This is a genomic window from Prosthecobacter sp. GW821-HT29F12, from assembly GCF_058803405.1.
On the sequence record NZ_CM179517.1, the window covers coordinates 4,091,758 to 4,117,274 of the forward strand.

Below are 25,517 nucleotides of genomic sequence, written 5' to 3' on the forward strand. Positions count from 1 at the left end.
GCCGTGAACACAAACCACGAACGCGCTATGAACACCACCTCAACTGCCCACACCTCCCCCCGCCAACGTTTCATCCAGAACCTCGCGGAGAGCGAACTGTTTCAGCACTACCAGAAGGCCTTCCATACGCTGACCAGCCTGCCGCTGAGTCTGGAAGCCACCAAGGATGACTCTCCCATCGACAGCATCATCACCCGCAAGGGCGTGGCCGGTGTGGTGGAAACGCAGGTCCCTGTGCGCGTAGGAAAAAACACCATCGCCATCATGCTCACTGGTGCCGTACGCCTCCAGCCTGCCAATGCCGAAAACTTCGCCCCTGTGGCCAAGGCGCTCTTGGATGACAACCGCACCGCCGCAGAAATCCGCGGTGCCAAGGTGCATTTTGAACACGCCCCCGTCATGGAGCCCGCACGCTATGAGGCCGCCGTGGCCATTCTGCAGTCCTTTGCCCTTCAGCTGGGAGACAGCGCGCACCGCATGCTGTTTGCCACCGCCACGCATGAGCCCGAAGCCGTGCGCAATGCCAAGACCTTCATCCATGCCCACCTGGCCGAGCCGATGTCCCTCGAAGCCGTGGCCAGCGCGGTGAACGTGAGCCCCTTCCACTTCTGCAAGCTCTTCAAGCGCGCCACCGGCCTGACCTTCACGGACTTCGTGAACCGCGCCCGCGTGGAAAAGGCCAAGCGCATGCTCATGAAGCCCGCCGCCCGCATCACCGAAGTGGCCTATGACGTCGGCTTCCAGAGCCTGTCCCACTTCAACCGCAGCTTCCGCCGCATCGCTGATGAATCCCCCACGGAGTTTCGCAGCCGCATGAAGCACAGCGGTCCGGCCCTGATGGCCGCATAACCCTTTGTCGCCATGCGCACCGCTCTGCGGTGTTTCGACGACAATTGCCCCGGAGAGGCCGCCTGAGCGCGTTGGGCTACCCTCTCCGGGGTTTTTTGTGCCCGGATATGCTCTAATGAATTAAAACCAGTGAATTATTCTGCTTCAGCGTGGCAAGTTACAAGACTCACCGAACCAAACGTGGGGTTCCATGGCCATTCGGGCTTTTGTGCTGGAAAATATTTTTCTCGCGCTTCCACTTTAGGGACTTCTTGCAGCGGACCTTTGTGTCGATCATAATACTTTGTGAGTTCTTCACCAACTTATCTAGACCCTGTTATTATACCCCTTCTCAAGGGTGACTCCGTATTAGATGTAGCCTGTGGCTACGGAAGGTGGGGGCAACTGATCCAGACCAATTTTTGGGAAGCCGGAATGCAGAAACCGCCGCTGGTTGATGGCATCGATGGCTTTTTGCCAAATGTCATAAGATGTCAAAAAACAGGGGTGTACCGTAATGTCATGCATCACATCCTGCCAGCTCCTTTGGCGGGAGCTTGGTCCACAGTGTTGGCCTGTGAAATCGTCGAACATTTGCCAAGCGAAGTTGCTTTCGAGACTGTAAAGGCGCTCGAATCTGTTGCCCGGCAACGCATCATCTTTTCAACTCCAAATTGGGAGTATCTCAGACTCGGCGGTGAAACCTTGGAGGGATATAACGAGCTGGAAGCTCACCTCTCATCCATTCCACGCTCATACTTCCTAGCCCGCGGATACACTGTCGTGGGAGCAGGGAGTGGCAATCCTAAAAACTTAGTCATTAGGATACTGAACAAGTTTGGACTCCGAAATTCTCGATTTGCAGGCATTCTGCCCTCCTTGCATCCAGCATTCGCTGAGACATATGTGGCCTACAAGGACTTCGAATAGTCACCACCTGCTTTGACTATGACAATGCACGATATTTTTATCCTGCTACATTTTGAGCTGATTTAACATACATTTTTCGCACCATCGATAATAATACATCTGAACTGCAAACTGGAAAAAATAAACGCCAATTTTCTCATTGAGGCGCAATCAAGCATCAATAGCTCAACCAAAGGCAGTCGCATGTGTCCACAGACAGAGGAGTGTTCTTTAGGTATTCAGACACACTCCTCACCAGAAGCGGATGCACTTGACCCACCCCCGCCCCCTGCGCACACTCGCCTCTCACTCTCACCCTAGACACCCAACCCTCTTTTTGTTCTCCCATGAGCCGGAAAATTCGTTATGGCATGATCGGCGGCGGACGCGGCGCCTTCATTGGCGGCGTTCATCGCATCGCAGCATCGATTGATCAGCAGATTGAGCTCGTTTGCGGCGCTTTTTCCTCAGACCCCCAGCGTTCCAAGGACAGCGGTGCCGATTTCTTCCTGCCCGCCGAGCGCTGCTACGCCAACTACGAAGAGATGATCCGCACCGAGGCCGCCCTCCCTGCGGACAAGCGCATGGACTTCGTCTCCATCGTCACGCCGAACCACCTGCACTTCCCTGCCGCCAAAGCCGCGCTGGAGGCCGGCTTCCACGTGCTCTCAGACAAGCCCGCCACCTTCAACCTCGCCCAAGCCAAGGAACTGGCGGAGATCGTGAAGGCCACCGGCAAGCTCTACGGCGTGACCTACAACTACACCGGCTACCCGCTCATGCGCCAGGCCCGGCAGATGATCGAAGAAGGCAAGCTCGGCGAGATCCGCAAAGTGGTGGTGGAATACCCGCAGGGCTGGCTGGCCACCATGCTGGAAAACACCGGGCAGAAGCAGGCCTCCTGGCGCGTGGACCCCGCCATCTGTGGCGCCGCTGGCTGCATGGGAGACATCGGCACGCATGCGATCAATCTCGCCGAATACGTCACCGGTTTGCACATCAAGGAACTTGCCGCCGACCTCACCATCTTCCTGGCCAAGGAAGGTCGCCGTCTGGAAGACGATGGCAACGTGCTGCTACGCTTCACCAACGGTGCCAAAGGTGTGCTGCACTCCAGCCAGATCAGCATCGGCTGTGAGAACAATCTCAGCCTTCGCGTCTATGGCTCCCTCGGCGGCATCGAGTGGTCCCAGCTGGATCCCAACACGATGATCGTCACCTCGTTGGACAAGCCGAAGCAGATCTACCGTACCGGCCTGGGCTACCTCGGCAGCGCCGCCGCCGCCGCCACCCGCACCCCCTCCGGCCACCCCGAAGGCTACTTGGAAGGCTTCGCGAACATCTACCGCAACTTTGCCAACCATGTCCGTGCTGTGAACTCTGGCACCACCCCCAACCCGCTGGACATGGACTACCCGACCATCGAAGAAGGCGTGGCCGGCATGGCCTTCATCGAAGCTGTCGTCGCCTCCTCCGCCAACAACGCCGCCTGGACCCCGCTGGACTACACGCCCACGACCCGCGCGAAGTATGGCGATGCCACACTCAGCAGCGATCGCGGCGGACTGGCGTAAGGGCAGATCTGAAATCATGAGGCGATGCCGGTGTGAGCTGGCATCGCTTTTTTTCGCACATGCCTCACTCATCCGTTTCCACAGGCTTCGCGACTGGTGCGGGCTTGGGCAGCACGCTCACCCCGTTGCTGGTGCGTTCGAGGTCGGGATCGAAGGCGAACTCAAAGATGGCATCGTCTAGAGTGTTGAGCACCCATTCCTGCATGAGCTCTTCATCCTCCGAAACCGCAGCCTCCAGCCAGGCGCGGCTTTTGGCATCATCAAGCAGGTTGAAATTCATGGTCACCATGCCGCGCTCTCCCCTGGCGGGCAGAGCCGCGATGCGCTCCTCAAAGCGCGACTGAAACTCCGGCGCATTCATCATAGCGATGAAGAGATCCATGAGCTGATTGAGTTCCTTGCTCTTCTTCAACTGCTCTGCTGACATGCCGGCGTGGCGTTTCAAGATGGCGTCCACCCTTTGCCTTGTCTTTGCGGACACCGGTGCGGGCCGGTAATGGCGTGGGCCTGCAGCAGGCTGCGGCGGGCCCGCCGCAGCCTGCTGGACCTGCACCGGCGGTTTTGCCGGAGCCATCTGCTGGCGCGGATTTTTCACAGGCCATTGCTGCAGTGCCAGGGGCACGGTGAGGACTGCGGCAGCCGTGGCGGCAAGCAGGATTTTGGTGGTGGTGCTCATGGTGATGAGGGCGGTGGAAGTGATGGCCGAGGTCGAAGCCGTGCTGCCAGCACCGGCACCACTGAGGGCAAGTTTGCCGAGGGAATGAAGAAGCGATGCGGGCGATGCCTGCGCGCTTTGAGCGCCTAGCAGCACAGCCAGGCCCGCGCCGCAGATCACGCCTTGGCTGCGCAGGCGCACACGCAGCTCGCTTACTCCCGCTTCAAGCTGACGCGACACCGTGGACTGGCTCACTCCCATGTTCAGGGCCAGCTCCTGCTGTGCGCGGCCTTCAAGGAAATGCGCCATCAGCAGCTCCCGCAGCGCAGCGGGGAGATCATTCAGCGCGGCATCGATCTGCGGTTCCAGATCTTCCCACGCCGGTTCGAAATTGTCCGACTGCCGTTCCGCGGCCGCCAGCTGCTCATTCCGCCTGCGGCGCGATTCCCCCCTGGTCATGTTGCACGCCTTGCGCCAGGCCACGCGGTGCAGCCACGCCGCCACAGACTGCACCGTGCCCTGGCCGCTGCGCGCCAGTTCGAGAAACGTTTCCTGCGCCACGTCCTCAGCCAGCGCCGCGTCTCCGGTCACCCGCTTCGCCGTGGCAAAGACCATGCCCGCATGCTCCCGCACCAGCACTCCGAACGCAGCCGCATCGCCATGGCGATGGTAGCGTGAGAGCAGATGCAGATGCGAGTCCATGATGCTGTTTGAAGAGAAGACACCTCCGATGTGCGACTTATGCAGCCAATTGGATTTTTTCTGGAAGATTGCGTGTCTAAACGATCACGAGGATGATGGAACCACCGGTTTCATCTTCGTGAGCTGATAGCCGGAAAAGTCCAGGGGATCAGGATGATCCGAAGAAGAGATCTGCACCGTGAATCTCGTTCCAGTTTGATTCGCTCCTACGATGACGCCTTCCATCCCTGCATGAGGTCCCATGCTCACGCGAACCTGATCGTTAACTCTGCAGCGGTCCCGTTGGTCTGTGTACTGTATCCAGAAGAAAAGCCCGGCCAACGGTGCCAGCATTGCCGTCGCAAAGATCCAGTTTCCCAAGGCCAAATTTAAGACAGCCGCCACGATGTAGGCCAGGAGCAGCATCTCAATAAGCCCCGACGGGGCAAAGCCCGCCGCCTTTCGATGACGTGGTAGAAGAGGCGTCAGCTTTTTCATGACTCAGGATCATCTCAAAACAAAACGGGGAGAACAAGCCTGCGCTCGTTCTCCCCGCTTTGACAAATCACTCAATCACTCAGATCGCCACGGGCTTGCCGTTCTTGGCGGAGGCGTAGATCGCGTCGATCACCTGCATCAGGCGCAGGGCCTGCTCGGGGGTGTTCAGGGCGGGTGCCTTGCCTTCGATGGCCTCGATGAAGTTTGCGGCGGAACCGATGCGGCCCATGTCTTCACAGGCTGGCACGGTGATGCTGCGGTTCACGCTGTTGCCGTTTTCCTGCACGTAGAGCTCGCAGGTGTCGATGGCGGTGTTGTCCAGACCATCGATGCCGAAGAGACGCTCCACCTTGCCTCCGGCCTTGGTGCCCTGGAAGACCACGGAGACTTCCTCACGCTTGATCATTTCTGCCCAGGAGACCTGAAGGCTGAGCACCTGCCCGGTCTTGAAGGTCACGAAACCGTGTGCGGCGTTTTCCACATCGGTGGTGCCGCCCACGCGGTCAGGGATGCCCCAGGGGCCTTTAAACTGCTTGTCCTGGATGAAGTCCGTAAAGACCTGTCCCATCACGTGGGCAGGCTCAGGGTAGCCCATGAAGTACATGGCCAGATCCACCATGTGCAGCAGGTCGATGAGCGCTCCACCACCAGCCAGTTCCTTGGTGGTGAACCAGCCGCCAAAGCCAGGGATGCCCGTGCGGCGTATCCACTTGGCCTGCGCGGAGTTGATCTTGCCCACCACACCGTCCTTGATGTACTTCATCATCGCCTGGGACTCAGGACGCGCGCGGTTGTTGAAGTTGAAGAGCACCTTCTTGCCGGCCTTCTCCGCAGCAGCGATGATTTCCTTCACTTCTTTCGCGTTCAGCGCCGGCGGCTTCTCAGAAAAGACATGCTTGCCGGCCTTGAGGCATTGGATGGCGAGCGGCTTGTGAAATTTGTTCGGGACGATGACGCTCACCGCCTTGATCTCCGGGCTGCCCTTCAGCATGGCTTCCACAGATTCATACGATGTGGGGATGCCATACTTCTCGGCCGCCCTGGCTGCTGCTCCGGGGGCCGCATCGGCCACGGCCACGATTTCCGCGCCTGCCTGGCGGAACCCCGCCGCGTGATACTGCAACATGCCGCCTGCTCCGATGACTCCGACTTTGATGGCCATAAATAAATGTGTTCGTTAAGTGATTGGTGAATTCTGACTGAGGGTCGCGAGAATGGAGATTCCCCGCCACCGAGTCAAGATTTGAAAACAGAGCGGGCTGATCGCCACCGCACCAACCCAGCAAGCCGGAGGCTTGCGCTACGCCGCCGCACCTGCCATTCGTCCTGCACCTACAGCTTCCTGCCTCATGTCCGCCACCCTCCGCCCTGCCACCGTTGAAGACCTCCCGGCCATCAACGCCATTTACAACCACTACGTGGAGCACAGCACCTGCACCTATCAAACGGTGCCCAGTACCACCCAGGAACGGCAGGACTGGTTTGACGCGCACGGCCCGGAGCATCCCGTGATCGTGGCCGAGGAAGATGGAATCGTCATCGGCTGGGGTTCTCTCAGCCGTTTTCATCCGCGCCAGGCCTACTGCCACAGCGTAGAGGACTCCGTCTATCTGCACCACGAGCATCAAGGCAAAGGACTCGGCTCCCTGCTCCTCGGAGAGCTCATTGAGCTCGCCAAAAAGATCGGTCATCATACCGTCCTCGGCGGCATCGATGCGGATCAGACGGGCAGCATCGCCCTGCATGCCAAATTCGGTTTCGTCAAAGTCTCCCACCTCAAGGAAGTCGGCCACAAGCACGGCCGCTGGCTGGATGTGCTGTGGATGCAGAGAATGCTGTAGGTGCTCAAGCAGCGAGGATGACCTCCCGGCAGTCTTGACGTTTTCCACGCAACCCGCTAGAACGGGCCCACTGCCAACGTCTTCACGCCATGTCCAGCGCCCTCGCAGCCCTGTCCCGCCGCCGCTTCCTCGGCAGCACGGCCATGGGCTTGTCCAGCGTGGCGCTGTCGGATCTCATGGCGGATTCGCAGCCGCACTTCCCAGCGAAGGCCAGGCGCGTGATCTGGCTCTTCATGCACGGCGGGCCGAGCCATGTGGACCTCTTTGATCCAAAGCCCGAACTCATCCGCCACGCCGGCAAGCCTTTGCCAGACAGCTACGGCGCCGTCGAGACGCGGCGCAAGGTCGCGCAGAATCCGCTGCTCGCGCCGGTCAAACCTTTCCGCAAGTACGGCCAGAGCGGCATCGAGGTCAGCGACTTCCTGCCGCACATGGCGGAGCTGGCAGACGAGATGTGCGTCATCCGCAGCTGCCATGGCGACAGCGTGAATCATCCGCAGTCCGTCTATCAGATGAACACCGGCTCCATTCAGATGGGCAGGCCCAGCATGGGCAGTTGGGTGTCCTACGGCCTCGGCACTGAAAACGCCGACATGCCCGCCTTCGTCGTCATGCCAGATCCCGGCGGTGGCTTGAAGGGCGGACCACCCGCCTGGGGCAGCGGCTTCCTGCCCGCCACCTATCAAGGCACCACGATGCGAGCAGGCGGCAGCCCCATTCTCGATCTGCAAGGCCCGCACAGCAACGCACGCCAGCGCGCCACGCTGGATCTCATCCAGCAAATGAATGCGCAGCATCTCGCGCAGCACGCGGCGGACAGCGAGCTGGATGCGCGCATCCGCAGCTACGAGCTCGCCTTCCGCATGCAGAGCGCCGCACCGGAAGCGGTGCACATCTCACGCGAGACCGAGGCCACCAAAAAACTCTACGGCATCGACGACGCCACCACGCGCGAGTTCGGCACCCGCTGCCTGCTGGCACGGCGCATGATCGAGCGCGGCGTGCGCTTCGTGCAGCTCTACTCCGGCGATACGAACGGCTGGGACGCGCACGAGAACGTGCTCAAGAATCACACCGACTACTGCGCCCGCACTGACAAGCCCGTGGCCGGTCTGCTGCGCGATCTCAAACAGCGCGGCCTGCTGGAGGACACCCTCGTCATCTGGGGCGGCGAGTTCGGCCGCATGCCCATGAGCGAAAAAGGCGTGGGCCGCGATCACAACCCCTGGGGCTTCACCACCGTGCTCATGGGGGCGGGCGTGAAGCACGGCCACATCCACGGTGCCACGGATGAATTCGGCCTGCGCGCCGCGCAGGACAAAGTCCACATCCACGATCTCCACGCCACAATCCTGCACCTTCTCGGCATCGATCATGAGCGCCTCACCTTCCGCCTCAATGGTCTCGATCAACGCCTCACCGGCGTGGAAGGCAGCGGTGTCGTGAAGGGAATCCTCGCTTAAATGACGAATAACGAAGGCAGAATAACGAAGGCTTCGCTGGCGCGTGCTGGCGCGGTCTTTGGTGTGCTCGTCAGCATGGTTCTTGGAGTTCATGAGGCACGCGCTGTCTCCATTCACGCCTCCGCCGATCCCGTGAAGGATGAGCCAAAGATCACCGCGAAGGATCAAGAGCACTGGGCTTTCAAACCCCTGCAAACCACACCCGGCAAAACAGGCATCGACGATCTCGCCAAGCCTGCATCGCCGCCCGCAGATCCCGCCACGCTCATCCGCCGTATCACGTTTGATCTTACCGGCCTGCCGCCCACTCCCGAGGAAGTCGCAGCCTTTTCGAAAGCCTGCATCCAGCATCCAGAATCAAGCATCGAGCAACTAGCCGACCGCCTGCTGGCCTCCCCCCGCTACGGCGAGCACTGGGCGCAGTGGTGGCTGGACCTCGCACGCTACGCAGACACCGATGGCTTCGAATACGATGCTGAGCGCAACCGCGCCTGGCAGTACCGCGACTGGGTCATCGACGCGCTCAATCGCGACATGCCCTTCGATGCCTTCGTGCAGCATCAGATCGCCGGAGACTTGATGGGGGACGAAACCGCCACCGGCTTCCTCTTCTCCTGCCCGGACATGCCCGACCTCAACAATCAAAGCGAGCGCCGCCACGTCCTGCTCAATGACATCGCCACCACCGTTGGCGCGGTCGGTCTCGGCCTCACCGTCGGCTGCGCCCAGTGTCACGATCATCCTTACGATCCCATCAGCCAGGCCGACTTTTACCGCCTGCGCGCCTTCTTCGACAACACGGTGCTGACCAAAAACAGCAAGCCTCTCGGCCCCGCCGTTCGCGTCTTCACGGAAGGAATTCCCGCCAGCACCGTCTTCGTGCGTGGTGATTTCAAACGCCCCGGCCCCGAGATTCTGCCCGCCATCCCCCGCGTCTTCGGCCCTACTCCACCACAGGCCGACCGCGTCGCACTCGCGCAATGGCTCGCCAGCAAAGACAATCCCCTTTTTCTCCGCACCATGGCCAACCGCCTCTGGCAGCAGCACTGTGGCAAACCGCTGGCCGCTATTCCTGGCGATCTCGGTCATCAGGGTGAAGCCCCCACGAATCCCGCCTTGCTAGACTGGCTGGCCGCCGAACTGCCACGCCAAAATTGGAGCCTCAAGCGCCTGCACAAGGTCATCGTAATGTCACAGACCTATCAGCAAAAAAGGCCCGCCCCGACACGCCTCACCGGTGAAATGCTGCGCGATGCCATGCTCAGCGTCAGCGGTCAGCTCAATCTCAAAACTGGCGGCCCCGGCGTGAAACTGCCTCTGCCCAAGGAGATCAGCAGCACGCTAATCAAGAGCCAGGCCGAGGCCACCAAGGACGTGACCGAGCACTCCCGCCGCAGCATCTACAGCTTCGCCCGGCGCAATCTGCGCCACCCGCTCTTCGAGCTCTTTGACCGCCCGGATGCCCAGATCTCCTGCGCCCGCCGCAATGCCTCCACCACCGCCACGCAGGCCCTCATGCTGCTCAATTCAGACTTCGCCCACAGCATCGCTGCAAAGATCACCGCACAGTTGAATGAACAGCACGGCTCCGATACCACCGCCCTCATCAGCGCCGCCACACTGCGCTGCCTCTCACGCCGGCCCACGGCGCAGGAGCTGGAGATCGGCCAGAAATTTCTGCACCAACAAACCTCCCTCACTCCCGGCTTTCGTGAGGCTTTGTCAGACTACTGCCTTGCCCTGCTGAACTCGAACGAGTTTGTGTACGTGGACTAATCAATGCAGGAACCACCGGACGGCAAAGCGGCGCGTTCATTATCAGGAGTTTCTGTCGGCGGACCCCGCAACAAGGGCGGTTGCCCCGGAATTTGTGACGCGGGTAACATGGCACGTTTAATAAATTTCATATTGAATCAAGCCACTTGAATGACGGGTCTGCTGGTGGATCTTAGCAATTCCCAGCGAACCTCATGCCAAAACTCGACATCAGCCCCTACCCCGACACCCCTGCGGCACGGTCGGAGTTGGTCGAGTTTCTGAACCGGCAGCTACCCCCGCAAAACGGCCACAGCTGGGAGCAGCGCCTGCGCCACTGGTGGGATGAAAACCCCGCCGCAGCAATCAACCCTGAACGCGGGCGCTGGGCACATGCGGAAGGGCGCTTGGTCGCCTACGGCGGTTCCATCCCCGCCCTGCATGCCTGGCAGGGACAGATCTGTCAGACCGTGTATGCCACCACCTTCTGCATGGACGGGCAGTTCCCCAAGGCGGCGGCCATGGTCTTTCTGCAGCAGCGTGAGATTGCAGCGCAGCGCATGATCATCCACTCCACGCCCAGCCCTCGAGTTCAGGAGGCCCTGTTCAAGATGGGCGCACGCGCGGAGCAGACTGTCACTCGTCGCTTCTTCCCCGCCGGACTCGCTTCGTGTGTGTATGGCCACTCTTGGTGGCCCTCCCTGCCTTCGGACAAACGCGTGGTGACAGATCCCGCCCTAGTCACTGCCATCGCACGCCCCTACCAGCGCGCAGATCGCATTGAGAAATGGATCACCCCCGAGTACCTGCGGTGGTTTTGCAGCGCCCCCACGCGCAAGTATCATTTCCTCGGCCTCGTCGATGCCGCAGGCCTGCTCAGTTCCTACCTCCTCGTCAGCCCGCGCCTCGTGCGCGGCCTGCGCAGTTGGGATGTGCTGGAAGCTTTCACCACCCAAGAAGACAGATCTGAGCTGTACGCCCTGACAGGCATCCTCGTCAAAGAACCCGGCCTTCTCCCCGGAGGTGCCCTCATCGTCACCGCAGCCGCCTTCCCGGCCGATCTCACCTGGGATCCGCCACCCGCCATCCTCTGCCGCAACCAGCACGTCTGCCATTTCTTCCTTTTCCCCGAGGCCCTCCGTCAAGCCCCCAAACACACCATCATGGCAGAGGGTGATCTGGGCTTGTGAGCGCTCTTTAAATCACTCTCCCTCCTTCACCACAGGCACCAGCAACCGTGACGGATGCTCGGCATCGCAGTAGATTCGGTTCGTCTGCTTCACATTCTCACCGTCATCGCGCCAGGGCTTCCCTGTGCCGGGGTTCACATCGAAGCGGGGGAAGTTGCTGGAGGTGATCATCACACGGACACGGTGGCCGGTGTTGACGATGAGGCTGGTGGACCAGCAGTCGACGGTGACTTCCTCGATCTGCCCGGGCGTCAGCGCCTCGGGCTTCTCGCGGGATTTGCGGTAGCGCAACCGCTGGATGCCTTCGGCCATGAGCATGCTGCGGCCGTCGGGATACACATCACAAATGCGCACGGAGAGATCCGTGTCCGCCGCGCTGGAGGAGACGAAGATCTTCGCCCATAGCCGGCCAGTGATTTCCACCGGCTTGTCGAGCGCCTCACTAGTGAACACCAAAGCGTCCTCGCGGCTCTCGACCTTGCGTTGATCCATCGGCCCACGCTCGATGGTGAGGTTGTTGCCGCCGATGGTGGGGCATGGGCGGGCGGGATCAAAGGTGTACTCGTGGTGGGCGGCTCCTGAGGCGGGTGCTTCCAGTGCCAGCTTTTTGTCCGCCATGAAATACACAGGCGTCTCCTTCGCCGGGATGGGCCAGTCATTGGCATAGCGCCATTCATTGCCCGGAGCGCCGGGCGTGCTGGTGTCTCCCATCACGTAATAGGCCACGGCAGGTTCTTTCTCGATGCCGTTCTGGATGCCCTTCAGGTAATGGTCAAACCAGCGGCCCGAGTTGTACTGCTGCGGCGGCTTCGCATTCGGAAAGGTAAGCTGCCCGGCAGGCATCTGCCCAATGCCATGATGCCAGGGTCCCATGATGAGCTTCTGCGTGCCTTTGGAGCCCGGCGCACCGCGTTGCTGCCGTCCCACAAATTGATCAAGTGTCCCCTGCGCAAACATGTCAAACCAACCGCCGATGTTCACTGCGGGCACATTCATCACCTCAAACTTCGTGTTCGTGTCGTTCCCGCGCCAGTAGGCATCGTAGCTCGGGTGCTCGTGCATGATCGAGAGCGCCCTCGGATCAAACTTGTTCCCTTGCGTCCAGTTCTCCACGTCAGCCTTGCGAAACGCGCTGCCGATGTAGCTCACGTCCGTGTACATGTCCGCCGGCGCCACGCTGATGTACTGCGCCTTCAAGGCACCGGGTGCCGCGCCTGCCAGCAGGTTTTGCGTGATGCCTCCTGCCGAACCACCGATGGTGGCGATGCTGCCATTGCACCACGGTTGCTTTTTGATCCACTCCACCGTCTCCATGCCATCCTGATGCTCACCCCAGCCGCAGCCGATGAAGGGGATGTTTTCCCCTTCGGAATCAAAGCGTCCGCGCATGTCCTGAATGATGAAAACATAACCGGCAGCAGTGAAGCCAGCTCCGCTCCCGCTGCCCTTCACCCGGCTGTAAGGCGTGCGTGCGAGGATGACCGGAAAGGGCCCCTCCCCACGCGGCAGGAAAATGTCCGTCGCCAGCTTGACTCCATCTCTCATCGCAAGCTTCTCGGTCTTCTTCTCCACCGGCCGCGTGTGTTCCCCAACCTGCTTCAGCCAGCTCTCAGACGTCACCACTTTGTCTACCGCAGCACGTTTCAGCATCCCTTCGATCTGCAGCGCCCACTGCTCGCCATAGGTCTTCTTCACAAACTCAACCGCCCGCGCCTGCTCCTCGGTGGATAGCGCACGGTTGTGATCCACATCCGCCATTGTAAACAAGGCCCGCATCTTCCCCGCCAGCGCCTCATCCGCCGAAGCATCGCACGAAAGAAAAGACACCGAGGCAGCTAGCAGCAGGAACGAATTTTTCATAGATCACGTGGAGACTGCTGAGTGATCCCACACACGCGTTCATATGACAAGCTGGGCGCATTCTCAGTAGCGCAGGCATTGCATCACCCCACCATCCGCCACGTCAGCTCCATGCCCATCCCCACCGGCAGCGGCGTCACCGGCCCCGCAGGTGTCTCCAGCAGTGCCATTGATTGCGCACCCTTCTCCATCTGGAAGTTTTTCTCCGATGACGAAAAGCCATAAAACGCCGGCCCATTGAGACACAGAAAACGCTCCAGCAGCGCCCGCCCCTCAGCCGTGCCGAGATCCACGCCCGCCTCTTCAAACGCCATCGCGTAGAGCTGCGGCGCACAGCCTCCTGTGAAGCAGCCCGCCGCGCAGCCGCAGGCCGTCGCCTTCGTCGTGTGCGGCGCGCTGTCCGTGCCCGCGAAATACTTCGTCTGCCCCGCAGTCGTAACCGCCTGCCGCAAGGCTGCGCGGTCATCCCGAAACTTCACAATGGGCAGACAGTAGAGATGGTACTTCAGCCCCTGGATCAGGTGCCCCAACGTGTACAGCAGATGCTGTGGGGTGATCGTCGCGCCCACATGCTCCGGCGCGCGCGCCACAAACTCCGCTGCGGTGCGTGTGGTGATGTGCTCGCACACAATCCGCAGCTTGGGATGCGCCGCGATCAAGCGCGGCATCCGCTCCGTGTAAAACCGCGTCTCCGCATTCTGCTGCGCGTCGATGTAGTCGGGCCCGCTTAGCGCATGCTGCTCCCCATGGATGCACAGCACAATGCCGTGTTCCTCCATCGCCCGCAGCACCTCGCCGCCGATCAGGTCATCCATCGGCATGCCGTGCTCCGCATTCGTCGTCCCGTGCGGCGGGTAGTATTTGCAGGCCCGCAGCAGCCCCGACGACGCACCTTCCGCAATCATTGCTGCCGTGGTCTGCCGCGTCAGGTACAGCGGCACGATGAGCTGCTCAAAGGCATCCGCTCCCGCTGCCCGCAACTCCGCCGAGTAGCTCTCAATGGACCAGCCATCGCTCTGCGCCGCCCCTGAAATTCGCGATACGGGCGGCTGCGTGTTCGGCATCGCTAGAGCCCCTGCACAACCCATGTCCAGATGCGCCTGGACATACGAGCCCATCGCGGGGCCTTGGCGGAAATGCGTGTGAAGATCGAACCACTTGGGAAGCGTGAGGGTCATGCTCTTCCGTTAGCTCGGGGCGTCGTTGGATCAATCGCGAGATGCAAAGTCTTGGCCATGAATCCATCCAACTGACAGATGCATCCCGCGAGCATCAGCGCTTTCTGCGCCGTGCCAGAAGCAGGAGACCCGCTGCCAGCAGCAGCATGCGCGAAGGCTCTGGCACGACGTAAATGATGCCGTTGGAAAGGAACTGATCCGTGGCGAAGAACCATCCGTTGCCCAGGGTGGGAAGTACCAGATCAGCTGTGGTGAAGGCTCCGCTGGTGCCGTCAGCGTTGAGATTCAGGGTGGCCCAATCGACAATGTTAAAGACATCGCCCCAACCAGGAGTGTACCCGCCAGCCAGTTCCACTTTGATCGTGCTGCCAGCATTCAGCCCGAGCGCGCCTGTGACCTTGATGGAGTCATACAATCCTCCAGTGGCCGTGTCTTTGAAGGCGGTGACTTGGGCGGCCACGGTGGGATCAGCGGCATGACTGCTCGTCCCACCCAGGGTGAGGAGGACACGCGGACTGCCACTGCTTGCGCCCGTGGCCAGCGCGAGATTGGTAAAAGTCAGGGTCCCGAGGCCGTCCCCTGCACTGGCAACCGCGCTGAGTGAACCATCCGTGGAGCCGCCCGGTTTCAAAATCGACCCCGCACCAATGACCACCGTGCCAGTCACGCTGCCGGTGCCGCTGAGCACCTGATTGCTCAGGGTCTGGGTGCCACCCGTGACAGCGGTGACATTGAGCGTGGCGCCGCTCTTGACCTCGATCCATGGGCTTGAGGCCACGGCACCCGCACCGCTGAGCGCCAGGGTTCCAGCAGCCACTGTCGTTTTGCCCGTGAAAGTGTTGGCCGCAGTCAGAGTCAGGGTGCCGAGGCCGTTCTTGGTCAGGCCCCCATCGGCCGCAACACCCAATGCGGTGGCGTGCTCCAAATTGTCGGCGATGGTGATGTTGAATCCATTGGTGTCGATGACCGCACCCCCGGCCTGCACTTTGGAGGTGAGATTGGCCGAGTCAGGGATGAAATTGCCGGCACCGTTGTTGTCAGTCGCCTTCAGCGTGCCGCCATTGAATCGCAGTTCGGCCAGCCGGTTGGTCGAATTCGCCCCGGTGTTCATCGCGAAGCCACGCGTGAAGAGAATGCCTGCATTCAGCGAGATGGTGCTCACGATGCTGGACAAATTGACCCCTGGCTGGTTGCCGCCGTTGAGATAGAAATAACTGGAACCTGAGCTCGTCATGTTGAGCGTGCCGCCGTTCATGATCACGTTGCCCGCACCGTTTTCAGAGAGTCCATAGCTGCCATTGGCCCACGTCACCGCCCCTGTGCCGCTCACGGTCAGGGTCGCGGTTCCATTGTTGGCAAAGCGCACATTGCTTCCCAGCGTCAGGGTGCCGCCTGAGACATTCACATTCGAAACGGTGCCCGTGCCCTGCGCAAAGAGCGCGTTGTTAAGGGTCAGTGCCCCGCCAGACACATTGATGGTGCTGGTCTGGATGAAAGCGCGGTTGCTGTTGTTGAAGACAACGGTGCCGGCGGAGACATTCATGGTGGCTCCGCTATCAAGCTGAAGACCGTTGTTTCCATTCCCATCCCCCGTGCCGCTGTGGGTGGCGTTGGCACCTTCAAAACTCAGGATGCTCCCGGCACCGCTGACGACCAGCCCCTTCACAAACGATTGCGTGCCCGATTGAAACCGCAGCACGCCGCCGCCGTTCACCGTGACTGAGGCTGCATTGAAGACCCCATCACTGTTGATCCTCACATCACTGCCCGTCACCGTGAGGGGGCTGGCCGCATTGGTCATCGAGATGCCGCCGGTGAAATTCAGCGTGTTGGCTCCGCTAAGCGTCAGGGTGCCACCCAGACCGCTGATCAGTCCGCTGTAGGTGACCGTGCCACCCGTGTTGTTGGCGATGGCCAGAGCACCTGCATTCACCGTGGTGGTGCCGGTGTAGGTGTTCGCTCCGCTGAGCGTCAGGGTGCCGAGGCCGTTCTTGGTCAGGCCGCCGTCGGCCGTGGCACCCAGCGCGCTGTCGTGCTCCAAGTTGTCGGCGATGTTGATGCTGAATCCGTTGGTGTCGATGACCGCACCCCCGGCCTGCACTTTGGAGGTGAGGTTGGCGGAATTGGGAATGAAATTCGTCGCGCTGTTGTTGTCCGTGGCCTTCAACGTGCCGCCATTGAAGCGCAGTTCGGCCAGCCGGTTGGTCGAATTCGCCCCGGTGTTCATGGCGAAGCCGCGCGTGGAAAAGACGCCGGCATTGAAGGCGATGCTGCTGGTCACCGCCGTGTTGAAGCCCGCACCATTGCCGCCGTTCAGAAACAGGTAAGTGGTGCCAGAGCTGGTCATGTTCAGCGTGCCACCATCCATGATGATGCTTCCGGTTCCGTTCTCAGACAACCCTGTGCCATTGACCGCCCAGGTGACAGCCCCGCTGCCACTGACCGTTAAAATGGCCGTGCCGTTGTTGGCGAAACGATTACCGCCCCCCAGGCTCAGAGTCCCACCGGAAACATTGATGCGCGCAATGACACTGCTGCTCTGGGCAATGAGCGTGTTGTTCATGTTGATCGTGCCGCCGGTAATGTTGAGCGTACCCGCCTGCATCCAGAACCGGCTTGGCGTCAGATCCACCGTTCCGGCACTCACATTGAGCGTGCCGCCATTGAGAATCTCCAGGCTGTCCTGCTCGCCCGAACCTCCGCCGCCAATACCGTTCACTGTGACGGTTGCCCCAGTGAAATTGAGCACGCTGCTCGCGCCGTCCACCTTCATACCATTGTTGAAGATCTGGGTGCCCGACTGCAGCTTCATCGTGCCGCTGCTGATCAGCACATCAGCGGCGATGCTGCTGTCCCCGATGAAACGCACATCCGCCCCCGTGGACGTGATCTTGTTTGCCGTGGAGGCAAAGCTCAGCCCGCTGAAAGTGATCGCGCCTGAACCCGTGATGGACAGATCACTCGCTGCGCTGCTCAGGGCAGCATTGAAGGTGATGGCACCGCCGGTGGCGTTGATGGAGCTGGACGCCCCCAGAGAAACCGCCATGCCCAGTGTCTCCAGGTTGGATGAATTGTTCGTGAGGCTGCCATTCAAGGTGAGGGCATTGCCAGCCAGCGTAAACGCAGCAGCACCTGCATTGAACGTCAGGCCTGCGATCGACAAGCCGGTGATGTCGTTGTTCAAGTTCGTCCCGCTCGTTCCGGCACTGCCGAAAGTAAGCGTGTCACCACTGGCGGCCGGCAGCGCATCTGTTGACCAATTGGTATTTCCAGCGCTGCTCGTGTTCCAAGCAGCATCCACATCCCCCACCCATAACAGGGTGGCGGCGCGAAGAGGAGCAGGCGCTCCAAACATGAGGGCACAAGCAAGAGCTGCGAGGGCCTGAAGGTGGCCCTGACGATGGCATAACATTCTGATTTTTTTTTGGGGGGGGACAGGACGTTGACCCAAACTCGACCTTCTGCAACGCCTTCATGTCGAGCCAATGCAACGATGCCCCTCGCTTCCCACGAGACTGTCACATCCAGATCGAAAACCGCAGTGAAATTAAAGATATGGCGCACCACCGAATCGCCTCGTCTTTATTCAAAGCTCTTGCCGATCTCTCAACGGGCAGCAAGGATGCGTCACTGGACTCGGCAGTCGGCCAGCCCCCCGCTCTGCCACTCTCCACTCCCCGCCTCCATCCAACCTTCCCATGAAATCAAACCCGCTTTCCCGCCGCTCCTTCCTTGGCACCGCAGTCGCCGCCGCCACCGGTTTCACGCTTCCTCGCTTCGCCTCTGCCGCTGAGAAGCCGAACTCTGTCTTCAACGGCGTGCGCATCGGCTGCATCACTTACAGCTACCGCAGCATGGCGAAGACCGCCGAGGAGACGCTCAAGGCGCTGCTCGATGACGGCCTCAGCGAGACCGAGCTCATGGGCGGACCGACCCAGCTTTTCGCTGGCCTCAAAGGCGGCAAGATCACCGACACCGAGCGTGAGCAACAGCTGGCCAAGTGCGCCGAAATGCGGAAAATGTACAACGACGCCGGCGTGAACATCCACATCCACAAGATGGGCTTTGGCCAGTCGGATGAGGAGATCGAGTTCAATTTCCTTGTGGCAAAGGCCCTGGGCTGCACCGCCGTGACCACTGAGCGCAATGCCATCCTCGCCGCGCGCGTGGCCCCGTTTGCGGACAAGCACAAGATCTGGGTCGGTTTTCACAACCACACCAACAACCTGCCAGAGATGGACAAGTTCGACTCCATCCTGGAACTCGGCCAGTACATCGGGCTGAACGTGGACATCGGCCACTACGTCGCCGGCACGAAGGGCAAGTCACCCATCCCTGTTCTGGAGAAGTATCACGACCGTATCACGAACCTCCACCTCAAGGACCGCACTGCCGACGGCGGTAACGTGCCATGGGGCCAGGGCCAGACCCCGATCAAGGAAGTGCTGCAGCTGATGAAAAAGGAAAAGTGGACCTTCCCCGCCGAGATCGAGCTGGAATACAAGATCCCCGAAGGGTCTGACGCCATCGCTGAGGTGAAGAAGTGCGTGCAGTATTGCAAAGAGGCACTGGCTTAAGCGCAATGCCGTTAAGCTATAATTACTGTACATTGTTGTTTCATGGTTAACTGACATGGGATGCCCCCGCCATGCCATGCTATTGTTGCCCACGACCAGCCCGTTGATCTCGTCAGCCGCATTCTCAGGCTGCTGCAATGGAGCAGGGATGAACTTGAGACTGCCGACCTGGAACGCCACCAGGGGCCCCGCCGCAAGATTTTCACCTGGCAGATCATCGTTGGCCTCATCGCGCACACGCTGCCTTTTGCCGGTCGCTTCTCCCAATGTCTGCGCCATTTTTTCGGCATGACTCTCAGTGACTCCGCCCTCAGCCAGCGCCGCCAGCAGCTTGGCGGGGACATCTTCCTGCTCATCATGCGCGAGACCTTGCGGCCGCTGGCTGATGCGCAGCTGCATGAGAGCTGCTTTTTTGCGGGGCTGCGGCTCCTCGGCATCGACGGCACACGCTGGAACGTGACCAACACTGCACAGCAGCTTGAACGCATCACCAAGATGCAGACGCGCAGCGGCAGCGCCGCCTTCGCCCACATCCGCATGTCCGCGCTCGTGGAGCTGGGCACCCATGCGCCGCTGCACGCCACGCTGGGGCTTGATGGGGAGAGCGAGCAGGCACTGAGCCTGCCGCTGCTGCAGGCTCTGCCGCAGCACTGCCTGCTGATCCTTGACCGCCTCTACGGGTATGCATCGGTGCTCGACACGCTGCAGCAGCAATGCGACACGGCCAGGGCGCAACACTATCTGGTGCGGGTCAAAGACAAGCTCGCCGCCGCGGTGCGCATGCCGCTGGACGACGGCTCTGCCATGGTGGAGGTGCGCCTGTGTGACAAGGTCAAGTGGCGCCGGGTGCTCAAAACGCTGGTGGTGCGCGAAGTGCGCGGACGCGTGTGGAGCCGCATGCAAAACAAGTGGGTGGAGGTGCGGCTGTGGACCAGCCTGAGCGTGGAGCAGGCCGGGGCGCAGAAGGTTCTCGAACTTTATGCACGGCGCTGGGAGCAGGAGGTGTTCTACCGTGAGCTCAAGCTGCAGGTGGCGCGCAACGGACTGCTGCAAAGCCATACGCCGGAGACGGCACAGCAGGAGATCGCTGCGTTGCTCATGGCCTGCACACTGGTTGCAGAAGAACGCCTGGCGGCGGCCGCACAAGCCGGGGGCGAGGTGCAGGCCGCCGGAGTGATGCGCATCAGCCTGAGCATCTGTCTTGAGCACACCCAGGCGTTGTGGCTGGTGCTCAGCTCGGCGCAGGGGTTGATGGACCAGTCCTCGCAAGCCGAGCTAGTGCGGCGGGTGCGGGCTCAAATCGCCGCATATGCGCTGCCTCCAAGACGTGCCAGAAGTTGTCAGCGCAAGGTGCGCCAGTCCGTGAAGGACTGGCCGCGCATGACCTCACCTACTTCCATCACCGCTGCCCCTCTATATCAAGTCGTCAACATTGCTTAACGGCATTGGGCTTAAGCGAGCCTTGCTCCTTTCAGCAAGTCACGGCCCCGGAGCTGCTTGATGCGGCTCCGGGGCCTATTGTTTTGGAGAACGCCGAAAGGTGCAAAGCGGCGAGACTCTCGGTCACGGAATCTTGAGCAGCTCCTGTTCCGTCCAGGAATCGGTGCGTCGCGCTTCCTTTTCGCGGACCGCTTTGAGAAAGTCCGGTGAGATGGGCTCCTCACCATGCTCCCACTCACGCCGGAGATAAGTGAGAATGGCCGCCAGAGGTTCATCGCCCAAAGCGCCCAGCGGAGGCATGTCGAGCTGGTAACGCCTCTTTTTGACCGTGATGTAGCCGCGCACGCCGTGGAGGACGATGCGGCTGAGCCGGTCGGGCGAGCCATTGACCCATTCGGAATCAATCAGCGGTGGGGCGATGCCATCAAGGCCTGAACCACTTGGCTGATGGCAGCCCGCGCAGATGCCGGAGTAAAGCGCCTTGCCCATCTCAAAACGGCTCTGCTCATCAGCCGTCAGCGGGCGCGGCGGCTTGAACCCTGCGGGCGCAGGCTTGCCCGGCCAGGTCAGCATGTCCGCCACCTTTTCGGTGCCTGGAGTGTCGAGAAAAGCAGGTCTGGCTTCGAGCTTCACCTTCCGGCGTGTGAAGTCCGCCGCATTGGCGGTGAAGCCAGCCAGCAGCGTTTTGCGAGGCGTGGCATCAGCCTTTTCCGCGAGCGCCAGGAGCCGTGAGACACGGGCTGGATTGCGTTCGCTGGCCACACAGCCCGCCAGGCTTGGGACCAGAGTCTTGCCGCTTCCAGTGGCAAGGCAATGCTCCAGCAGTTCCAGCTCGCGGCCTTTGACCCCGCTGAGGATGGCGTCGGTCAGATAGGGGTGGTCGGGCACGCGGCTGGCCATCGCAGCCATGGCCAGATCGGCCGCTGAGTCCTGGCAATCGCCAAGCGTCAGGGCAATTTGAGTCTGCACCTGCGAATCCGGTTCGGTGGCGGAGAGGGCGATGAGCCTGGTCACCACAGCGGCGCGCCCTTCCCCGGCCAGAAAAACTTCAGCGATGCGCACGGCACTGTTGCGCACGCGGGCATCGACGTCAGCGAGCGCTGCCTCGATCACCGGCCAGGTGGTCTTGCCCATGCCATCGAGCGTCCACAAGGCATGCATGCGGCCGAGAGCGGCATCGCTGTGCGTGAGAGCTTCCAGTGCGGGGACAACCCCTGCATCCGCACGCTCGACAAGCAGGCGCTGGGCGGTTTCCCGGTGCCAGGAATTGGTGTGAGCGAGGATGGGGACAAGCTCTGCATTGCCAAGCTTCGCCAGATTGGGCGCAGGACGTGTCCTGGCATTTTCAGGAACGATGCGCCAGATCCTTCCCAGGCCGCGTGGATTCACCAGATCGTGCTCCTGGATATACTTTTCCAGATAGGGACTGAGGGAGATGCGGTGCTGGATGATGCCCCGGTAAAAATCGACCACGTAAAGCGCTCCATCGGGTCCCGTGGTCATGCTGACAGGACGAAAGCGCTCATCCGTGGACGCAAGAAACTCACGCTGATGGTAGGCTTCACGCGCCACGAGCCTGCCTTTTTCAAGGGTGACAATGTCTCGCTTCACGAGATGCAGAGCCGGCTCGCAGGCGAAGGCATTGCCAAGAGCATCCGCCGGGAATAGATCGCCCCGGTAAATCCAGGGCGAGCACGCGGCGGTAAAGTTCTTCAGTTTGTGACCCGCCATGTTCTCAGGAATGTAGGCGCGGTTCGTGCCGGGGGTCACACGGATAGGCCACACGGCCTGGTTCACCGGCGGGCTGATACGGCCTCCTGACCTCTCATAGTGCGGATTGCGCAGACGGTAATGAGAGGGCCACATGTCGCCCTGCAAGTGGCCGGAGTTGAAGTTGTAAAAGAGACGGCCAAAGTCATCCTGACTGAGCCCATACTGTCCGCGCATGGATGAAAGGCTGCGTTCGAAAGCGCCCGCGCCACGCCAGCGAAAACGCGCCGCGTATTCCGCAAAGTAGATCCAGTTGTCCAGCGCCCAAAGCGGCGAGTTCGCGCCATGTTCCGGGTTCGCCAGTTCGGGGCGGCCAGGGATGGTTTGTGCCCCAGCATCCTTCGCCACCTCGATCTTCTCATCCGCCTTGTCATCGCCATTCTTGTCCGGGCAATACCACAGCATCGGCGGTGCGCCCACCAGCGCGCCTTCGCCAATCGGCAGGACCGTGCGGGGCATGATGAGTTGATCGAGGAAGACCTTGCTTTGATCGAAGCGCCCGTCGCCATCGGTGTCCTTGAGAATCACGATCCGGCCCACCGGCTCATCCTCATGATTGCCCTGGATGTCCGGCATGTACCCGAGCATCTCCACCACCCAGAGCCGCCCATCCGGACCAAACTGCGCAAAGATCGGATCCCCCACCAGCGGCTCACTGGCTGCCAGTTCCACCCGGTAGCCCGGTGCCACCTGGAAGGTTTTCAATTCCTCATCCGCAGACAAAGCCCGCGTGTCCGGAACAAGCTCCGCCGGCACCAGCGAGGGCGGCACCTTCGCCATTACGTCCTCATTTTGGGCGTAGACCGTTGAGACAAAAAACAAGACAGACAGAGCGAGGAACCGGGAGAGAGGGATGCGTGTGAAATTCATGGGTGGCTGCGAACGGGGCTTCCATTGCCATACGGCCATGCACCCTGTGATCTTCAGCACCGTAAGCCAATCGCAGTGCATCTGGAGGGTTAACGATGTCTTTGCCTGGATTGAAGAACTGCATGTTTCAGCAGATGAAAGAAGCGTGGCAGAGCTGATCGAGGGGAGTGCGGACAAAGAGCCGAGCTTGCGAGACAGGCGAAGCCAATCCGCGTTCCCTTCATCCGCCGCATGGCACCAGCCTGACTATCCCAAACTCTTGCAGATCTCCGCATGTGCGACGGCGGCTGCGGGAGCATGCTCGCGGGCCTTGGCATAACGCACCGCAAAACTCCCCGGCTCCTCCGAGCCCATGAGCAAATGCCGCGCCTCAGCCACCAGCACATCCTTCCGCTCCTTCGTGATTGGCGGCTTTTCCTCCATCGCCTCATCCATCATCACCACCAATTGCGAGAGCTGTCTCAGCCACGCAAAGCGCTCATGCTCCATGAGCAGTTGCAGAAACTGCATCGGTGACTCGATGACATTCCCTTCTTTCTCATACGCAGACCGTTCTGAGTTCATGAGCAGCTTGTGCAGACTGAGGAGCTGGTTGCGAAGGGCTTGAAGAGGATGGTCGTTCATGTCCGTTCCATAATGCAGGTTCACTCCGTCATCTATCCATTGTTAAACTGAGCTGCTCCAAAAAATTCCAGGCCCATGAGCTGCAAAAAATTGAGCCCGCCTCAGGGAACAACGGAAGAAGGCAAGGCTGTCCACTCCCGACGCCTGTAGTCATAGCTTATTGAAGGAATGCCAGGGCTGGGAACATCTTTGATGACAGGTTGTGCCTGTCCGGGATGGTCCATCGCAAAGGGCTGGCTGACATACAGGGTTAAAATCCAAGGCTGGCCATGAAGACGCAATGTCGCAGGAGAAAGCTTTGCGGGGTCCACCAATTTGCTGGCATACACTTGGTGATAACTTGGATTTGCAGCCAGAAAATCCGACAACAGACGCGTCGCCCGTGCCTCTGCTCTCCACAAGCCGGCATGCAGCCAGCACCCCAGCATCAGAGCCGTCACCAACAAGCTCATAACAGCCCTTTTCTGCCAATGTGGCCAACCCAGTATGACTCCCCTCCCTAATGTCAAAACGGCCATACCCCCGCCGCCGAGCAGAAACAAAAACAAGGGGTACCGCTTCCGTGAGTCCAGAGAAAATCCTCCGGCTGGCACATAGATCAAACTGGCCAGCAAGAACAAGATCACCATGGTCATCATCACCCTTTTGCCATGCCTTTTGTCGATCTCCTTGAACCGTTGCGGAGCCGCAGGACTCATCCACAAGGCGGCAACTCCTCCCAAGAGGCAAAGGCCCAAACCCAGCCATCCCAAAGGCCATTCACTGGCGGCTATCTGCCAGAGAGACGGGCTGAAGACAGGAGCCCAAATGTCCAGCCACTGCCAGAGATTGCCCAGCGGACTGAGCAAAGCCGGCCAGTGAAAATGAGGCTCCATATATAGGAGATGGTCCTGCGGTTTGAACAGGACGTAGCCAGCAAGATACACGCATGCCGTTAGCGGCGGCACCCAGCGCATGGACGGTTTCAACCAAGTCCGCCACGAGTTTGGCTGTGGATTCATCAGCCATGCAGCGACCGCCACAAAGGCCAGAACAAAGAGCAGGTGTTCATGAACCGGCAAAGAGGCTGCAAAAATCGGTCCCCAGATCAACCAGGCCCAGTTTGGAATGAAATGGATTCGCAAAAACATCCAGAGGGACACCCAAAAAATCAGTGAACTCAGAACATAGGGCAAGGCAGACGTCCAGATGATCGCCTGGAATCCAAAAGGCGAACAAGCCGCGATGACTGCCAGCACCAGCACGCCATCTTGATGCCCGCACACACGGCGGAAAGCCAGATAGAAAAACTGGCACGTCAATATATGCAAGCAGATGGCGAGAAGCCCTGGCAGCCACGGCCCCCAATTCAGGATCCATCCGACCAGGCCATGCTGGAGAAGGCGCCAGATGCCTCTTTCTTGAAAGGCATTGCCCAAATATTCCACGCCTCCCACCCGGGCCATCTGCGACAAAGGATAGTCATCGATGGCCCATACATAAGCCTGCACCATGGGGAAATAAGACAATAGCCCCATCAACGCGATCAAAAGCAGGGGCCACCATTGCCAATGAACGAGACCATGCAGAGATTGGATGTCAGCCATCCTTGGTCGTTCGTTAAGATGATCTTGGGCAGCGTTGTGATTGATGGAATTCGCGATTGATGTTTATAAGAAATTTAGCCGCACGATGTCAATCTAAGGCGCGAGCCTTTTCTTTATCATTTTGTGGCGCTTTTGACTCCAACACGATGAATGCGTCACCTCAGGCATTTGGCTCCCGGCCAGAGGATGAGCATCGAAGTTTCAGAACTCCAAATGGC

General features: G+C 60.3%; 18 protein-coding genes. 9 read left to right on the plus strand and 9 right to left on the minus strand.

The annotated features are described in order from the left end of the window. Window positions 1-27 precede the first annotated feature (27 nt). The 3 genes from AC3RLQ_RS16755 (at window position 28) to AC3RLQ_RS16765 (ending at window position 3,311) form a co-directional block, all read left to right on the plus strand. Window positions 28-849, plus strand: a complete 822-nt coding sequence (locus AC3RLQ_RS16755; RefSeq protein ID WP_493029826.1) for a helix-turn-helix domain-containing protein — start codon at window positions 28-30, stop codon at window positions 847-849. A 285-nt stretch (window positions 850-1,134) separates the two neighbouring features. Further along, window positions 1,135-1,758 carry a class I SAM-dependent methyltransferase gene (locus AC3RLQ_RS16760; protein WP_493029827.1) on the plus strand — a complete coding sequence of 208 codons (624 nt, stop codon included), beginning with the start codon at window positions 1,135-1,137 and terminating at the stop codon, window positions 1,756-1,758. 326 nt (window positions 1,759-2,084) lie between these two features. Then, window positions 2,085-3,311 carry a Gfo/Idh/MocA family protein gene (locus AC3RLQ_RS16765; protein ID WP_493029828.1) on the plus strand — a complete coding sequence of 409 codons (1,227 nt, stop codon included), beginning with the start codon at window positions 2,085-2,087 and terminating at the stop codon, window positions 3,309-3,311. A 64-nt stretch (window positions 3,312-3,375) separates the two neighbouring features. Here AC3RLQ_RS16765 and AC3RLQ_RS16770 read toward each other — a convergent pair whose 3' ends face one another. From AC3RLQ_RS16770 to AC3RLQ_RS16780, 3 genes are all read right to left on the minus strand, one after another. Further along, window positions 3,376-4,668: an RNA polymerase sigma factor gene (locus tag AC3RLQ_RS16770; RefSeq protein ID WP_493029829.1), complete on the minus strand. Its 1,293-nt coding sequence runs from the start codon at window positions 4,666-4,668 to the stop codon at window positions 3,376-3,378. Between the two features lie 84 nt (window positions 4,669-4,752). Beyond that, window positions 4,753-5,145 (minus strand): KOW domain-containing RNA-binding protein, encoded by a 393-nt coding sequence (locus AC3RLQ_RS16775; RefSeq protein WP_493029830.1) that lies wholly within the window; start codon window positions 5,143-5,145, stop codon window positions 4,753-4,755. 79 nt (window positions 5,146-5,224) lie between these two features. After that, window positions 5,225-6,307: a Gfo/Idh/MocA family protein gene (locus AC3RLQ_RS16780; RefSeq protein WP_487679953.1), complete on the minus strand. Its 1,083-nt coding sequence runs from the start codon at window positions 6,305-6,307 to the stop codon at window positions 5,225-5,227. A gap of 187 nt (window positions 6,308-6,494) precedes the next feature. Between AC3RLQ_RS16780 and AC3RLQ_RS16785 the strand changes: the two genes are divergently transcribed. From AC3RLQ_RS16785 to AC3RLQ_RS16800, 4 genes are all read left to right on the plus strand, one after another. After that, window positions 6,495-6,986 (plus strand): GNAT family N-acetyltransferase, encoded by a 492-nt coding sequence (locus AC3RLQ_RS16785; RefSeq protein WP_493029831.1) that lies wholly within the window; start codon window positions 6,495-6,497, stop codon window positions 6,984-6,986. A gap of 89 nt (window positions 6,987-7,075) precedes the next feature. Next, window positions 7,076-8,449, plus strand: a complete 1,374-nt coding sequence (locus tag AC3RLQ_RS16790) for a DUF1501 domain-containing protein (protein ID WP_493029832.1) — start codon at window positions 7,076-7,078, stop codon at window positions 8,447-8,449. After that, a complete protein-coding gene (locus AC3RLQ_RS16795; RefSeq protein WP_493029833.1) occupies window positions 8,450-10,225 on the plus strand; it encodes a DUF1549 and DUF1553 domain-containing protein in 1,776 nt (591 codons plus the stop codon). Window positions 10,226-10,419: 194 nt separating this feature from the next. After that, a complete protein-coding gene (locus AC3RLQ_RS16800) occupies window positions 10,420-11,394 on the plus strand; it encodes a hypothetical protein (protein WP_493029834.1) in 975 nt (324 codons plus the stop codon). A 12-nt stretch (window positions 11,395-11,406) separates the two neighbouring features. On the opposite strand, the gene AC3RLQ_RS16805 is transcribed toward AC3RLQ_RS16800, so the two are convergent. From AC3RLQ_RS16805 to AC3RLQ_RS16815, 3 genes are all read right to left on the minus strand, one after another. Next, the gene (locus tag AC3RLQ_RS16805; RefSeq protein WP_493029835.1) at window positions 11,407-13,254 is read right to left on the minus strand and encodes a CocE/NonD family hydrolase; all 1,848 of its coding nucleotides are present in this window, start codon (window positions 13,252-13,254) and stop codon (window positions 11,407-11,409) included. Window positions 13,255-13,337: 83 nt separating this feature from the next. Then, entirely contained in the window at window positions 13,338-14,432 is a 1,095-nt protein-coding gene (locus AC3RLQ_RS16810; RefSeq protein ID WP_493029836.1) for an amidohydrolase family protein, read from the minus strand. Between the two features lie 94 nt (window positions 14,433-14,526). Continuing rightward, window positions 14,527-17,787, minus strand: coding sequence for a beta strand repeat-containing protein (locus AC3RLQ_RS16815; RefSeq protein WP_493029837.1), 3,261 nt, complete (start codon window positions 17,785-17,787; stop codon window positions 14,527-14,529). 343 nt (window positions 17,788-18,130) lie between these two features. On the opposite strand from AC3RLQ_RS16815, the gene AC3RLQ_RS16820 reads away from it, so the two are divergent. Both AC3RLQ_RS16820 and AC3RLQ_RS16825 read left to right on the plus strand, forming a co-directional pair. Then, window positions 18,131-19,009, plus strand: a complete 879-nt coding sequence (locus tag AC3RLQ_RS16820) for a sugar phosphate isomerase/epimerase family protein (protein ID WP_493029838.1) — start codon at window positions 18,131-18,133, stop codon at window positions 19,007-19,009. Window positions 19,010-19,069: 60 nt separating this feature from the next. Then, window positions 19,070-20,449: an IS4 family transposase gene (locus AC3RLQ_RS16825; protein ID WP_493029839.1), complete on the plus strand. Its 1,380-nt coding sequence runs from the start codon at window positions 19,070-19,072 to the stop codon at window positions 20,447-20,449. A gap of 123 nt (window positions 20,450-20,572) precedes the next feature. Here AC3RLQ_RS16825 and AC3RLQ_RS16830 read toward each other — a convergent pair whose 3' ends face one another. The 3 genes from AC3RLQ_RS16830 to AC3RLQ_RS16840 all read right to left on the minus strand — a co-directional run bounded on the left by AC3RLQ_RS16830 (window position 20,573) and on the right by AC3RLQ_RS16840 (window position 25,299). Continuing rightward, entirely contained in the window at window positions 20,573-23,089 is a 2,517-nt protein-coding gene (locus AC3RLQ_RS16830) for a DUF7133 domain-containing protein (RefSeq protein WP_493029840.1), read from the minus strand. Window positions 23,090-23,335: 246 nt separating this feature from the next. Continuing rightward, window positions 23,336-23,713 carry a hypothetical protein gene (locus AC3RLQ_RS16835; protein WP_493029841.1) on the minus strand — a complete coding sequence of 126 codons (378 nt, stop codon included), beginning with the start codon at window positions 23,711-23,713 and terminating at the stop codon, window positions 23,336-23,338. A gap of 101 nt (window positions 23,714-23,814) precedes the next feature. Next, window positions 23,815-25,299 (minus strand): hypothetical protein, encoded by a 1,485-nt coding sequence (locus tag AC3RLQ_RS16840; RefSeq protein WP_493029842.1) that lies wholly within the window; start codon window positions 25,297-25,299, stop codon window positions 23,815-23,817. Window positions 25,300-25,517: the final 218 nt, after the last annotated feature.

Coding starts and splice junctions, on each gene's coding strand:
- AC3RLQ_RS16765 (WP_493029828.1), top strand. CDS start 2,085: ATGAGCCGGAAAATTCGTTATGGCATGATCGGCGGCGGACGCGGCGCC.
- AC3RLQ_RS16755 (WP_493029826.1), top strand. CDS start 28: ATGAACACCACCTCAACTGCCCACACCTCCCCCCGCCAACGTTTCATC.
- AC3RLQ_RS16800 (WP_493029834.1), top strand. CDS start 10,420: ATGCCAAAACTCGACATCAGCCCCTACCCCGACACCCCTGCGGCACGG.
- AC3RLQ_RS16785 (WP_493029831.1), top strand. CDS start 6,495: ATGTCCGCCACCCTCCGCCCTGCCACCGTTGAAGACCTCCCGGCCATC.
- AC3RLQ_RS16815 (WP_493029837.1), bottom strand. CDS start 17,787: ATGTTTGGAGCGCCTGCTCCTCTTCGCGCCGCCACCCTGTTATGGGTG.
- AC3RLQ_RS16835 (WP_493029841.1), bottom strand. CDS start 23,713: ATGAACGACCATCCTCTTCAAGCCCTTCGCAACCAGCTCCTCAGTCTG.
- AC3RLQ_RS16770 (WP_493029829.1), bottom strand. CDS start 4,668: ATGGACTCGCATCTGCATCTGCTCTCACGCTACCATCGCCATGGCGAT.
- AC3RLQ_RS16830 (WP_493029840.1), bottom strand. CDS start 23,089: ATGAATTTCACACGCATCCCTCTCTCCCGGTTCCTCGCTCTGTCTGTC.
- AC3RLQ_RS16840 (WP_493029842.1), bottom strand. CDS start 25,299: ATGGCTGACATCCAATCTCTGCATGGTCTCGTTCATTGGCAATGGTGG.
- AC3RLQ_RS16825 (WP_493029839.1), top strand. CDS start 19,070: ATGCCCCCGCCATGCCATGCTATTGTTGCCCACGACCAGCCCGTTGAT.
- AC3RLQ_RS16790 (WP_493029832.1), top strand. CDS start 7,076: ATGTCCAGCGCCCTCGCAGCCCTGTCCCGCCGCCGCTTCCTCGGCAGC.
- AC3RLQ_RS16820 (WP_493029838.1), top strand. CDS start 18,131: ATGAAATCAAACCCGCTTTCCCGCCGCTCCTTCCTTGGCACCGCAGTC.
- AC3RLQ_RS16775 (WP_493029830.1), bottom strand. CDS start 5,145: ATGAAAAAGCTGACGCCTCTTCTACCACGTCATCGAAAGGCGGCGGGC.
- AC3RLQ_RS16780 (WP_487679953.1), bottom strand. CDS start 6,307: ATGGCCATCAAAGTCGGAGTCATCGGAGCAGGCGGCATGTTGCAGTAT.
- AC3RLQ_RS16810 (WP_493029836.1), bottom strand. CDS start 14,432: ATGACCCTCACGCTTCCCAAGTGGTTCGATCTTCACACGCATTTCCGC.
- AC3RLQ_RS16805 (WP_493029835.1), bottom strand. CDS start 13,254: ATGAAAAATTCGTTCCTGCTGCTAGCTGCCTCGGTGTCTTTTCTTTCG.
- AC3RLQ_RS16795 (WP_493029833.1), top strand. CDS start 8,450: ATGACGAATAACGAAGGCAGAATAACGAAGGCTTCGCTGGCGCGTGCT.